10 protein-coding genes are annotated in these 12632 nt (G+C 64.0%); 2 read left to right on the plus strand and 8 right to left on the minus strand.

Going from position 1 to position 12632, the window contains the following annotated elements; translation table 11 throughout:
- Nucleotides 1-77 precede the first annotated feature (77 nt).
- From AC1VNY_RS41095 to AC1VNY_RS41120, 6 genes are all read right to left on the minus strand, one after another.
- Nucleotides 78-713: a pyridoxamine 5'-phosphate oxidase family protein gene (locus AC1VNY_RS41095; protein WP_482409465.1), complete on the minus strand. Its 636-nt coding sequence runs from the start codon at nt 711-713 to the stop codon at nt 78-80.
- A gap of 75 nt (nt 714-788) precedes the next feature.
- A complete protein-coding gene (locus tag AC1VNY_RS41100; protein WP_482409466.1) occupies nt 789-2090 on the minus strand; it encodes an ArgE/DapE family deacylase in 1302 nt (433 codons plus the stop codon).
- On the minus strand, nt 2087-3775 hold the full coding sequence (locus tag AC1VNY_RS41105) for a dipeptide ABC transporter ATP-binding protein (RefSeq protein ID WP_482409467.1): 1689 nt from the start codon (nt 3773-3775) through the stop codon (nt 2087-2089). The genes AC1VNY_RS41100 and AC1VNY_RS41105 overlap by 4 nt, the downstream gene beginning before the upstream one ends.
- A complete protein-coding gene (locus AC1VNY_RS41110) occupies nt 3772-4605 on the minus strand; it encodes an ABC transporter permease (RefSeq protein WP_482409468.1) in 834 nt (277 codons plus the stop codon). The genes AC1VNY_RS41105 and AC1VNY_RS41110 overlap by 4 nt, the downstream gene beginning before the upstream one ends.
- A complete protein-coding gene (locus tag AC1VNY_RS41115; protein ID WP_482409469.1) occupies nt 4605-5606 on the minus strand; it encodes an ABC transporter permease in 1002 nt (333 codons plus the stop codon). Before AC1VNY_RS41115 ends, AC1VNY_RS41110 begins: the two co-directional genes overlap by 1 nt.
- Complete coding sequence (locus AC1VNY_RS41120) at nt 5603-7180, minus strand: ABC transporter substrate-binding protein (RefSeq protein WP_482409470.1); 1578 nt, start codon at nt 7178-7180, stop codon at nt 5603-5605. The genes AC1VNY_RS41115 and AC1VNY_RS41120 overlap by 4 nt, the downstream gene beginning before the upstream one ends.
- Nucleotides 7181-7365: 185 nt before the next feature.
- On the opposite strand from AC1VNY_RS41120, the gene AC1VNY_RS41125 reads away from it, so the two are divergent.
- The gene (locus tag AC1VNY_RS41125) at nt 7366-8226 is read left to right on the plus strand and encodes an AraC family transcriptional regulator (RefSeq protein WP_028343648.1); all 861 of its coding nucleotides are present in this window, start codon (nt 7366-7368) and stop codon (nt 8224-8226) included.
- Between the two features lie 329 nt (nt 8227-8555).
- On the opposite strand, the gene AC1VNY_RS41130 is transcribed toward AC1VNY_RS41125, so the two are convergent.
- A complete protein-coding gene (locus tag AC1VNY_RS41130; RefSeq protein WP_482409471.1) occupies nt 8556-9383 on the minus strand; it encodes a hypothetical protein in 828 nt (275 codons plus the stop codon).
- Nucleotides 9384-9799: 416 nt separating this feature from the next.
- Complete coding sequence (locus tag AC1VNY_RS41135; RefSeq protein WP_482409472.1) at nt 9800-10474, minus strand: Crp/Fnr family transcriptional regulator; 675 nt, start codon at nt 10472-10474, stop codon at nt 9800-9802.
- Between the two features lie 213 nt (nt 10475-10687).
- Between AC1VNY_RS41135 and AC1VNY_RS41140 the strand changes: the two genes are divergently transcribed.
- Nucleotides 10688-12632 (plus strand): AsmA family protein (locus AC1VNY_RS41140; protein WP_482409473.1); only part of this gene is annotated, 1945 nt, incomplete at its 3' end.

Raw genomic sequence — 12632 nt, forward strand, 5'->3', positions numbered from 1 at the left:
ACCCCAACCCTCCCCCGCAAGCGGGAGAGGGAGCGCAGCGTTGTCGCGGCCGCGACGGGATCCAACCTCAACGCGCTCTAGTACAGTCTCGTCCGATAGGCCTCTTCCATCGCCTTCTCGGCGACCTCGACCTCGATCGCGGCGGTCTGTTCGGCGATGATACGGCCGAGCGTCGGAAAGCTGTGGCGCTCGACCTGCGCGGCGGGATTCCAGAGCTTCGAGCGCATCAGCGCCTTGCCGCAGTGGAAGTAGGTCTCGTCGACATGCACCTTGAGGCCGATGACCGGCGTGACATTCTGCACCGTCAGCGGCGTCAACAGATCCGGCTCCTGCGAGATCTCGGCGCGCCCGTTGACGCGCAGCGTCTCGTTGATGCCGGGCACCATGAAGATCAGCCCGATCCCGGGCGACGCGATGATATTGCCGAACGTATCGACCCGGTTGTTGCCGCGCCGATCCGGGATCAGCAGCGTCTTGTCGTCGAGCACGGAGACGAAGCCCGGCGCATCGCCGCGCGGGCTGGCATCGGCATGCCCTTTGCCGTCGCTGGAGGCGATGACGAGGAACGGCGACAGCGCGATGAAGTCGCGGCAGAACTTGTCGAGATGGTAGAGCACCTTTTTCTCGGCGAGCGGGCTCAATTGCCCGAAATGCGCACGAAGATCCTCCTCCGATTTGACCCGTGGCTTGCCCCCTGCATTCTGGTCACCCATAGCGAACCTCCCGTTTGGTTTGTCTCAATTCGTTGAGCATGATCTTGTCGGAAAACCGCTTCGCACTTTTCCGGATCATGCTCTATCGATACCGCACCAGCTCGCGACGAAGAGGGCGTAGGCCTTGGTGACTTTCTTCAGCGAGTCGAGCTGCACCCGTTCATTGAAGCCGTGCGCGTTCTCCATCCTGGCGCCGAAGCAGAATGCGGGAACACCATAGTCCAGGCCATAGAAGCGCGCATCCGTCAGCGCGGTTGAGGGAAAATCCGTCAGCTTGCGCCCGAAGACATGTTCGTAGACCGAGCCGAGGACGGCCTCGCTCTCCTGCACCTCGGTCGCTTCATAGCCCGGCGACAGGAAGCCGGACCAGACGATCTCGGGCGGATTGTTGGCGAGGAACGGATGGGCCCTGGCGGCCTTGGTCACGCACTCGACGATCTCGGCCTGGCAGTCGGCGATTTTCCATCCCGGCAGGATGCCGATCCGGCAATCGACGTCGCACCAGGCCGGCACGCTGGAGGCCCAATCGCCACCCTTGATGATGCCCGGATTGAAGTTGAGCGGGTGATGCACCGCGCCGAAGTATCGATGCGACTTGGCACGCTCGTTCCACTCCGCCTCCAGCGCGTCAAGATGGCCGATCAGATGATAGGCGGCGCGGATGGCGTTGGAGCCGGTGCCGGCGCGTGCGACATGGACCGGGATTCCGCGAACACTGATGCGAAACCAGATCACGCCGACCTGGGCGCGCATCAACCGTTCCTCGGTCGGCTCCGGCAGCAGGCAGGCATCGGCACGGTAACCTCGCTGCAAGGTCGAGAGCGCGCCGAGACCGGTGCTCTCCTCCTCGATCACGGATTGCAGATGGATGCGGCCCTTCGGCGCAAAGCCCGCGGCCTTCACCGCATCGAGCGCGTAGAGCGCGGCAATGGTGCCCGACTTCATGTCGCCGGTGCCGCGGCCATAGAGCCAGCCGTCCTCGACCACCGGCTGGAACGGCGGCCGCTCCCACATGTCGAGCGGCCCGACCGGCACCACGTCGCAATGCCCCTGAAGGATCAGCGAACGTCCCTCCTCGCGCGCCGGCCGATAGGTGCCGACGACGGTCCGTGCGCGGGAGAAATCGGTCTCGACCGGCCCGTAGCCCGGCAGCGTCTTCAGCTCGTCCTGATTGATGACCCAGTCGTCGACCTCGTAGCCGCGCTCGCGCAGCAGCTTCGCGAACATGTCCTGGCACGGACCTTCCTGGCCGCGCGTGCTGGGAATCGACGAGAAGGCGATCGTGGTCGCGAGCTGCCGCTCGAAGGCGGCGTCGACAGCCGCCGCGATGCGCTCGCGCGCGCCGGCCGGAAGGGGGACTGAACGGCTGTCGGTCATGAATTGATCCTTGCTGTGGGGCGTGCATCGGCCGCGGCCGCAAAGCCCGGCTGGTCGAAGAAATCGCGCCCGGGAATCGCGTCGAGCAGATCGCGCGTGTAGGCCTGGCGCGGCGCGGTAAACACTTCGGCGGTGGTGCCTTCCTCCACGATACGCCCCTTCTGCAGGACGATGACGCGGTCGGCGATCTCGGCGGCGATCCGCAAATCGTGCGTGATGAAGATCATCGCAAGCCGCATCTCCTGGCGCAACTCGGCGAGCAGCGCCAGCACCTGGGCCTGGACCGAGACGTCCAGCGCCGACACCGCCTCGTCGGCGATCAGAACCCGCGGCTTCAGCGCGAGCGCCCGCGCGATGCAGATGCGCTGGCGCTGGCCGCCCGAGAATTCGTGCGGGTAGCGATCGGCGGCGGTCGCCGACAGGCCGACCCGCACCAGGAGCTTGTTCGCCTGTGCCATCGCCTCGGCCCGCGACGTGCCATAGGCCATCGGACCGCGCGCGATGGCATCGCCGACCTTCTGGCGCGGATCGAGACTGGCAAACGGATCCTGGAACACGATCTGGAGTTGGCGCCGCGCCTGGCGCAACGCCTCGCCGCGCAGCTGCCGGAGATCCGCGCCGCCAAAGCGGATGGCGCCGGCATCAGGTTCGGTGAGCCGCATGATCATGCGCCCGAGCGTCGACTTGCCGGAGCCGGATTCACCGACCACCGCAAGCGTCTCGCCCTCGTGCAGCGTCAGCGAGACGCCATCAGCGGCGATCACCTCGCGTGGCGGCTGCAACCAGCCGCGCTTGACCCGAAAGGTCTTTTGCAGGCCGATGACCTCGAGCAGCGGCTCGGGACGCACGATGGCCTCGTGGATGTCGGCGAGGCGCGCCTTCGGCACCGCGTCGATCAATTCGCGCGTATAGGCGGCCCGCGGATTGCGAAGCACCTCGCTGGCCGTGCCCTGCTCGACCACCTTGCCATGGCGCAGCACCACGACGCGATCGGCAACGTCGGCGACAACGCCGAAATCATGGGTGATCAGCAGCACGCCCATGCCGCGCTCGCGCCGGAGATCGTCGATCAGGCGCAGGATCTGGCGCTGGGTCGTGACATCGAGCGCGGTGGTCGGCTCGTCTGCGATCAGGAGCGCGGGGCGGTTGGCCATCGCCATCGCGATCATCACGCGCTGGCGCTGGCCGCCGGAAAGCTCGAACGGGTAGCTCTTTTCCAGCAACCGCGGATTCGGCAGCCCGACCTGGGTCAGCAGCGTCAGCACCCGCTCGCGGACTTCGGTCACCGAGGGCGCTGGCCGCTGGTGCGCCAGGATCATCTCCTCGATCTGCCTGCCGACGCGCTTCAGCGGATTGAGCGAGGACAACGGCTCCTGAAAGATCATCGCGGCGTTGCCGCCGCGCAACTTGCGGAGGGCGCGGCCATCGAGCTTCGATGGATCCTGCCCTGCGACCGTCACGGTGCCGGACGCGATGTCGACGCCCCGCGGCAACAGCGACAGCACCGCATGCGCGATCATCGACTTGCCGGAGCCGGATTCGCCGACCAGGCAAACCACCTCGTTTGGCCTGATTTCAAACGACACATTCTCGAGCGCGAAGGGCCGGTCGCCCCCCTTGGGGAGCGCGATCGAGAGGCCCTCGACGGCAAGAACAGGCGCGCCGGGCTGCATGGCTTCGCTCATGACCGGCGCCTCGAGACGCGCGGGTTGAGGACGTCAGACAGTCCCTCGCCGAACAGGTTGATCGCCAGCACCGTGACGAGGATGGCGAGACCCGGAAACACGCTCATCCACCACGCATTCCGGATCACGGTGCGGCCCGCGCCGATCATGAAGCCCCACGACATCAAATTGGGATCGCCGAGCCCCAAGAAGGACAGCGCGCTTTCCAGCAGGATCGCGGTCGCGACCGTCAGCGACGTCACCACCAGGATCGGCGAGATCGCGTTCGGCAGGATATGGCCGAGCACGATGCGCCAGGTGCGTTCGCCCTGGCACAGCGCGGCCTCGACGAATTCGCGGTGCCGCAGACGGAGGAATTCGGCGCGCGTGAGCCGCGCCAGCGGCGGCCAGCTCACCGCGCCGATGGTCAGGATGATCGTCAGCAGCGACGGATTGAAGGTCGCGACCAGCAGGATGGCCAGCACGAAGGCCGGAATGGTCTGGAACAATTCCGTCATCCGCATCAGCACCAGATCGACCTTGCCGCCGAAATAGCCTGACATCGCGCCGATCACGACGCCGATCGCCATCGCCGCGAGCGCCGAGGCGATGCCGATCAGGAGCGAGACGCGCGCGCCATAGGCGACCCCGGCGGCGACGTCGCGGCCGAGCGTATCGCCGCCGAGCCATAACCCGTCCTCGCCGGGCGGCGTGAACGGCGCGCCGACCATCTCCCAGGGCGAGACCGGAAATGCGAGCGGCGCGATGATCGCGACGACAACGACGACGAGCAGCAGGACGAGGCCGATCATTCCGCTCGGATGACGCAGGAAGGCGCGCACCGTGTCCATCACGCCGCCCCCGTGGTCATGCGGGGATCGATCAACCGGTAGACCAGGTCGGTGAGCAGGTTGAGCGCGATCACGACGATCGAGAGGATCAGGAAGATACCGAGCAGGACCGGATAGTCGCGCTGCAGCAGCGCCTCGAAGGTCAGGCGGCCAAGGCCCGGCCAGGCAAACACCGTCTCGATCACCACGGCGCCGCCGACCAGCGCGCCGGCCTGCATGCCGGCGACGGTGACGACCGGCACCAGCGCATTGCGCAGCATGTGGCCGACCACGATGCGCGTTCCGGACAAGCCCTTGGCGCGCGCGGTCTTGATGAAATCCTGCTGCGCGACCTCGATGATCGAGGATCGCATCAGCCGCGCATAGATCGCCAGATAGATCGTCGCCAGCGACGTGACCGGCATGATCATGTGTTTCATGATGTCGAGCGCATGCTCGACCGGCGAGAGCTGGACGTTGATGGTCTCGTAACCGAACGGCGGCAGCCAGCCGAGCGTCACCGAGAACACCAGCACGAGCATCAGGCCGAGCCAGAACACCGGCGTCGCGTAGAGCACGAGCGAGAGCACGGTGAACACCGTGTCGAGCACGCTGCCCGCCGCGAGCCCGGCCAGCGCGCCGAGTGCGGTGCCGATCAGGAGCGCGAGGCAAAAGGCCGTCACGGTCAAGAGAAGGGTCGCCGGAAGCCGCTCGAGGATCAGATCGACGACCGGACGGCGCTGGCGATAGGAATAGCCGAGGTCGAGCCTGACGACACGGCCGAGGTGGCTCGCAAGCTGCACGAAATACGGCTTGTCGAGCCCGTACTCCTTGCGCAGGTCGTCGAGCAGTTTTGGATCGGACGCGCCGGATTGCCCGGCCATGACCTGGGCCGGATCGCCGGGCGCGGCCCGCACCAGCACGAAGTTGAACGTCGCGATGACGAGGATCACGGCGACGAGCTGGGCGATGCGGCTGACCGCCTGAAGTCCGATCGCCGCTGCGCTCCCGAGCCGGGTCACGATTTGTAGACCGACCCGAAGGTTTCGTGCGAGCCGATGCCCGTCGTCACGATGTTCTTGAACGCCTTGTCGTAGATGATGGGATATTCGATCTCGAGCGTCCAGGCCACCGGCACATCCTCGACCAGGATCTGCTGCACCTTGCTGTAGAGCTCCTGGCGTTTGGCTTCATCGAGCGTCACCGCGGCCTCGTCGAACAGTTTGTCGACTTCGGGATTCGAATAGCCTTGCGTGTTGGAGAACAGGATGCCCTTCTTGATGTTCGACGAAATATAGGTGCGGGCGACGCCCAGCGCGGGATCGCCGAGCTGGTAGAGCAGATTCTGGGTCATCTCATAATCCCAGTTGCCGACCTTCTCGGCCCACCCGGCCATGTCGGTGCCGACAAGCACGAGATCGATGCCGACCCGCGCGAAACTCTGGCGGAAGAATTCGCCGGCCCGCTGGTAGGACTCGCCATAGGGCGGCACGATATACTTGATCTCGGCGCGCTTGCCGTTGGCGCCAGGCTTCAATCCCATGTCGTCGAGCAGGGCCTTGGCCTTGTCGACCGAAAACTCGTAGCGCTTGACGTTCGGATCGTAGAACCGCGTCTTCGACGAGATCGGTCCGGTCGCCACCTTGGCATTGCCGAAATAGACCCGCTTGCTGAACGCCTCGCGATCGATCAGGTGCATCACCGCCTGCCGGAACCGCTTGTCGTTCATCGGCGCGATGCGGTTGTTCATTTCGAGCCACTGATGCGGCGCGAAATACTCGTAGCCCTTGGTGGTGAATTCGAGATTCTTCTGCGCCTTGAAGCGCTGCACATCGTAGAATTCGACGTCGGACCACTGCACGAGCTGCACCGTGCCGTTCTCGAGCGCCAGCGCGCGAGAGGCCGCGTCCGGAATCACGCGGTAGACGATCTCGTCGAGATAGGGCTGGTCCTTCTGATAGTAGCCATCGTGGCGGACGAGATGAACATGCGAGCCGCGCACCCACTCCTTCAGCTTGAAGGGGCCGGTGCCGATCGCCTTGTCGTTCTCCGGGTTCTTGCGGTAGTCGGTGCCGTCATAGATGTGCTTGGGCACGATCGGGGCGGACGTGCAATCGAAGCAGCCGATGAAGGGCGCGAACGGCTGCTTCAATTTGAACACGACGGTGAGCGGATCTGGCGCCTCCGCCGACGCCACGCGGGCGAAGTTTTGCCGTGCGCGTGGATGCGTCTCCACCAGCAGCTTCATGCAGCTGAAGACCACGTCCTCCGAGGTCATTGGCTTGCCGTCGTGGAAGGTGATGCCCGGAAACAGCTTGAACGTATAGGTCAGGCCGTCGGGCGAGATCTCCCACGACTGCGCCATGCCGGGCATCGGCTTGAGATCGGCGCCGTATTTCAGCAGGCCTTCGTAAATCTTGCCGCCGAGCGTCAAGGTCGGCTGCTGCTGGTTCAGCGCGGTCACCAGAACCGGCGGCTCGGGCTGGATGATGGTGTTGAGCGTCCCACCGCGGGTCTGGCCCGCCGCCCGCGTGATGCCGAACGGGATGGCTGCACCGCAGGCCAGCATTGCCTTGGTGAATTCGCGTCTGTTCATCGGACCTCTCCGTCTCCGCGCTCTCACATTCGATTTCGGCGAATGCCGCGGGGTGAGGCATTGTTGCCAAACGCCATATCCCGCGCTACCTGAAGGGGGACAACAACCATCGCGATCGGGCCAAGTGGCCCGGAAGATGCATGAGCACCCTGCGAAAACGACGATCGATCAGGAGCTCACGACACTTGAAAGTCGCAGCGCGACGAAATGACACCACCGGCTTGCGCGTTTGCCGCAAGCAATCGGGTCCCGCAGCCGCCGCGCACTATGCCGGGCAGCTGCAACAGGTCGAACGGCCGCTCGCGGCGATGGCGGCCTCCTATCCGAACGAAAGCACGAGCGCGCGACACGCGCACCGACGCGATCAATTCATCCTGCAGACCGCGGGCGTCACCTCGATGATGACCGAGCGCGGCCATTTCGTCGTGCCGCCTGGCCACGGTCTGTGGATTCCGGCCGGCGTTGCGCACCAGTCGCGGGCATGGGGCGAGGTCGAGATCCAGACCATCTATGTCACGCCTGACCGCATCAGGAATGCTCCGGCGACATGCCGCCTGATCAGGGTCTCCGCGCTGGTCGAAGCGTTGATGGAAGAAGCGGTGCACATGCCGACCCGTTACGATCCGGAAGGACGCGACGGCAGGCTGGTCGATTTCCTGCTCGACGAGATCGGCAGGATGCCGGAAGTGTCGCTGCATGTGCAGGTGCCGCCCGATCCGCGGCTCGCCGCGATCTGCGAAGCCGTGCTGGTCGATCCGAGTTCCGATCTCACGCTCGACGAATGGGCCGATCGCTGCCAGCTCAGCCGGCGGACATTGACGCGTCTGTTCCGGCGCGAGACCGGCCAGAGTTTTGCGGCCTGGCGTCAGCGGGTGCGGCTGCTCGAAGCGCTGGCGCGGCTCGGCGCCGGCGAAGCCGTCACCTGCGTTGCGCTCGACGTCGGCTATGAAAGCCCGAGCGCCTTCGCCGCGATGTTCAAGCGCGAGCTCGGCGCCGCGCCGCGCCAGTATCTGCGCTGGGCCGATCCCGAAGTGGTGTTGAGGTAGGCTGATTCGCGTCACGCATCTGCCGGAACGCAAAACCCCTGCGGTCAACGGGAGAGACCGCAGGGGTTTGCAGGTGGATGGCGTGAGGCCAGCAAAGGCTGGGTGTCACCCCAAGGACCGGCGGCCGGATGAAAGCGGTACCGGCCTCATCATGCAAGCACGTCTTTTAGGCAGGAGTGCGTCAACATCCGCAAGCAGCGCGCGCGAGAAAATCTAATCTTCGCGCGTGCGTTGTATGCGGTCCGGTTTAGTCGTTGCGGGCAACCGCGGTCAGATCAAGCCAGACACTGGGGGAACCGAGAGTGCTCCAATCACGAACCGGCCTCCCGCTACGAAAGAAGCAACCGAATATTCTGCGCAACCGGACCTCTCATGTTGAAGGCCAACTCGAACGATACCGGGAAGCCTATTATGAAGTCATCTCGCTCGGCTTCGTCAACGTCGCTCAATTGGACGAACACCCTCATCTTTGGATTCTCACTCTCGACAAACGCAAACGTGGGACGAACCGTAACAATGGTCCCATTGAACACCCTCGGCAGCCCACTATCGTCCTTCAATTGTCCTTGGATTCGAACCTTTTCGTAATAGGGTATGCGGGCTTCACTTAGACTCGCGAATAACGGCCTTGCATCCTCGTAACGCCCAGAGATGCAAAGTTGGCGCGCATAGGGACTAGTTTCTCCTCCCGTAAGGGCGGCCGCTCGCTCAATCGCAGTTTGCCTCCACGTTTGTCTTTCCAAGGGGTCGTTAGCGAGACGCGACCGACGCAGAGCGAGTTCGGCTAGCGAATGCTTGATGCTTCTATTGTACGGTTCAAGAGAAAGAGCCTCAGCGAGCGACTCTTCAGCCCTGTCCAATTCCACGCGATTGCTTGCATTGCTCAGCTCGTAGATCCCACGTTGATGAAGGATCACTGGCCTGCGACCAGCCGACTGGATTGCTGCATCGTAGACCTGCAATCCCTTGTTCGGATCGTTGATTACCGATCGTATGTTATCAGCACGAATCAGACGTCCAAGCACATCTAGATCGTAGGAGAATGACGGATTGAGCTTTCCAACTATCCGAACCAAATTGTCGAAGCGCTCTTCCTGCCCGATCAGAACTGCCTGGTAGAGCTCGTGAGCAATGTGTGAATGTCGAGACTCGTACACGTAGTCTCCCGACTTCACGTCTTGGCGTAGACGAATAACCTGCTCCAGTGGTCGGAAGAGCCGCTCTCTAAAATCCTCAAATGAAATGTTATGCAATCGAGAGATTAGCTACACCCTTACCATCCTCGATTGCCACCCCACCGTCATCTTTGGCTCCGCGTGACGCCCCGGCCCCCAGAAATAGTACCGCGCGCCCTTCCCTCACCGCCTCCACAAGTCCAACCGGTAGCTCAATCGCCATCAATCGCCCCCCCCAAAAATTGCTAACGTCAGGAAACAACATTGCAATTTAAAGGGCATCTTTGGGAAATTGCTAGCGCTAAGGTAGATCATCCTTTCGTTGAATGACCGCCTCTTTCCGCGCCAACTGTAGGCGCTGGCGCGCACCCGTCGAAATAGCCTTCCCGAATTCGGGTCTAGTCGTTGCGCGCGACCGCGGTCAGCTTGGTCATGTTGTGCAGCATGATCCGGCCGCGTTGCAGGTCGACGATGCCGTCCCTGCGCCAGGACTGCAGCTGCCGGTTGACGCTTTCGCGCGCGGCGCCGACGAAGATGCCGAGCTGTTCCTGCGAGATGTGCACCTCGGAACCGAAATCCTCGGCCAGCGCGCACAGCCGCCGTGCGAGGCGGACCGGCAATGGCTGCAGCACGGATTCTTCCATCCGCTCGCTCTGCCAGCGGATGCGCTGGCACAGCAACTCGATCAGCCTGACCGCAACCTTCGGCTCGCGCTCGAGGAAGCCGAGGAAATCCTGCCGCCGCAACACGAATAATTCGCTGGGCTCGCCCGCGGTCGCATCCGCGGTGCGGTCCTGACCGTCGAGCACGGCGACTTCGCCGAACAGGTCGCCTGATCCCATGAAGTTCAGTGTGAGCCGGCTGCCGTCGGAGGCACCGGTCTCGATCCGGATCTGGCCACGGCGGACCCCAAACAGGGCATCGCCGGGATCGCCTTTCTGGAACAGCACCTCGCCGGTCGCGAGCTGCTGGGTGTGGCAGAGGCCGGAAAGCCGCTGCAATTCGTCCGCACCAAGATCGGCGAACATCGGATTCATCTTCAGAATGACCGCAAATTCGGCCTGTTTGCTCATTGTACTGCTGCCTTCCAAATCCATCCGAGCGATCCCCTGACGCCCGGTTAGCAAAAATCACCCTCATAAGAGTGTGTGAGAGGTCACATAAGTTCATGCGGTAACGGATTATTTTTCCGATCATTGGAGCCAGATCCCGCTTGCGGGATAAACTCGTGTGATCGGCCGTGAGTTTCTGCAACGGAACCCCGCTTGCCGGCCTGGAACAACGACATGAGAGCACTGAAATTCGCCGGGGCCGCCATCGCTGCCGTGATCGTGATCATCGCATTGGTGACTGTGGTCGGGGTCCCGTCCTCGATCCTCACATCTGCGATCACCGATCGGGTCGAGCGCGAGACCGGCTATAAGCTCACCATCAATGGCGGCGCCAAGATAGGCCTCTGGCCGAGGGTCAATCTGACGCTGAGCGGTGTCGTGTTGCAGGCCCCGCGGGGGCGCGACGTGAACAACCGGTTCGCAGCCGCTAGCGTCGGGGCCGAGATGACGCTGTCGAGCCTGTGGTCGGGCCAGCCCGATATCACCGACCTTTCGATCGTCAAGCCGGTGATCAACCTGCCGCTGCAGCGCGAGCGCACCCGCGACCACAATCCGCCGGCGAAATCCTCCACCTCCGATGGCGGCGGCATCACGATCCGGCATGTCAGCATCACCGGCGGAACCATCGTGCTCTCCAATGTGCGCGACCGGGTCGAGAACCGGATCGAGAGGCTCAACGCGGACGCGACAATCGGCGACGACCGCAAGATCGTCGTGACGGCTGACGCACACGCCGGCGACAAGCCGCTCAGGTTCGAGATCCGCGCGACCGCGCCGCAAGCACCGCTGGAGCGTCAGAGCGTGCCAGCCGAATTCAGCATCGATGCGCCCGGCCTGCTGCCTGCGGCGATCAAGGCGAATGCGGAAGCGCGGTTGAACGGCACGGTGGTGATGTTCAACGGCGTGTCCGGCACGCTCGGCGATGGCGGCTTCACCGGCTGGGCCTCGGTCGATTTCGCCAGCAACAAGCCGCTGGTGAAGCTTGATCTCGACTTCCAGCGCATTGCGATCGCGATGCCGCCGGGCCAGTCCGGCTCCACCCAGCCGCTCGGCACCAATACCTGGAGCAACGCGTCGATCGACCTTGCCGGGCTCAACTATGTCGACGCGCAGGCGCGCATCTCGGCGGCAGAGCTCGTGATCGGCGACGGCCGCTTTGCGCAGGCGGCAATCGATGCGTCCATCGACAGCGGCGTGCTGAAGGGCCGGCTCGCCAATCTCGGCGCCTATGAGGGTACCGCCAATGGCGACGTCACCATCGACGCGCGAGCTACGAACCCAACCTACGCGCTGCGGCTCGACCTCGCCGGGGTGCGCGCGCTGCCGGTGCTGAGGAGCCTCGCCGAATTCGACAAGCTCGACGGCAAGATGCAGGCCAAGATCGCGCTGACGTCGCAAGGCAGCAGCCAGCGCGCCATCGTCGGCAATCTCGCCGGCACCGCCTTCGTCGTGTTCCAGGATGGCAAGATCCTCGGCCTCAACGTGGCGCAGATGATCCGTAGCCTCACCACAAGCACCTTGTCGGGCTGGCAGGAGAGCCAAGAATTGTCGACCGATCTCAGCCAGCTCTCGGCCTCGTTCAAGGTCGACAAGGGCCAGGCCGTCACCACCGATCTCAATCTGATCGGCCCGCTGGTGAAGATGACCGGGGTCGGCACCATCGACCTCAACACGAGACAGATCGGGTTCCGCGTCGAGCCGCAGCTCGTGATGACCACCGAAGGCCAGGGCCGCGCCGGCAATCCGGTCGGCCTCGGCATCCCCGTGATGCTCGAGGGACCCTGGGTATCGCCGCGGATCTATCCGGAGATGCAGGGCATCCTCGACAATCCGCAGGCGGCCTATGCCAAGCTCAAGGAGATGGGCAAGGGCCTGTTCGGGGCGAACGGCCAAGGGCTGAGTGAAGGCCTCAACGGGCTGACCAATCTGCTCAACGGCGTGCAGGGCGGCGCGCAGCCCGGCACCGGCCAACCACCGGGCGGCGGCGCCGGCCAGAGCAACCCGCTCGGCGGGCAGCTTGGCGACACCATCGGCAATCTGCTGCAGCAGGGCCTCTCCACCTTCAATCAAGGCAACGCTTCGCGGCCGGGCCGCAGCCTGGCCAAGCCCGAGGCGGACG

Source organism: Bradyrhizobium ferriligni (assembly GCF_056837965.1).

Bases quoted from the DNA above. Each gene is read 5' to 3' on its own strand.
- AC1VNY_RS41095 (WP_482409465.1), bottom strand. From the start codon at position 713: ATGGGTGACCAGAATGCAGGGGGCAAGCCACGGGTCAAATCGGAGGAG.
- AC1VNY_RS41100 (WP_482409466.1), bottom strand. From the start codon at position 2,090: ATGACCGACAGCCGTTCAGTCCCCCTTCCGGCCGGCGCGCGCGAGCGC.
- AC1VNY_RS41105 (WP_482409467.1), bottom strand. From the start codon at position 3,775: ATGAGCGAAGCCATGCAGCCCGGCGCGCCTGTTCTTGCCGTCGAGGGC.
- AC1VNY_RS41110 (WP_482409468.1), bottom strand. From the start codon at position 4,605: ATGGACACGGTGCGCGCCTTCCTGCGTCATCCGAGCGGAATGATCGGC.
- AC1VNY_RS41120 (WP_482409470.1), bottom strand. From the start codon at position 7,180: ATGAACAGACGCGAATTCACCAAGGCAATGCTGGCCTGCGGTGCAGCC.
- AC1VNY_RS41135 (WP_482409472.1), bottom strand. From the start codon at position 10,474: ATGAGCAAACAGGCCGAATTTGCGGTCATTCTGAAGATGAATCCGATG.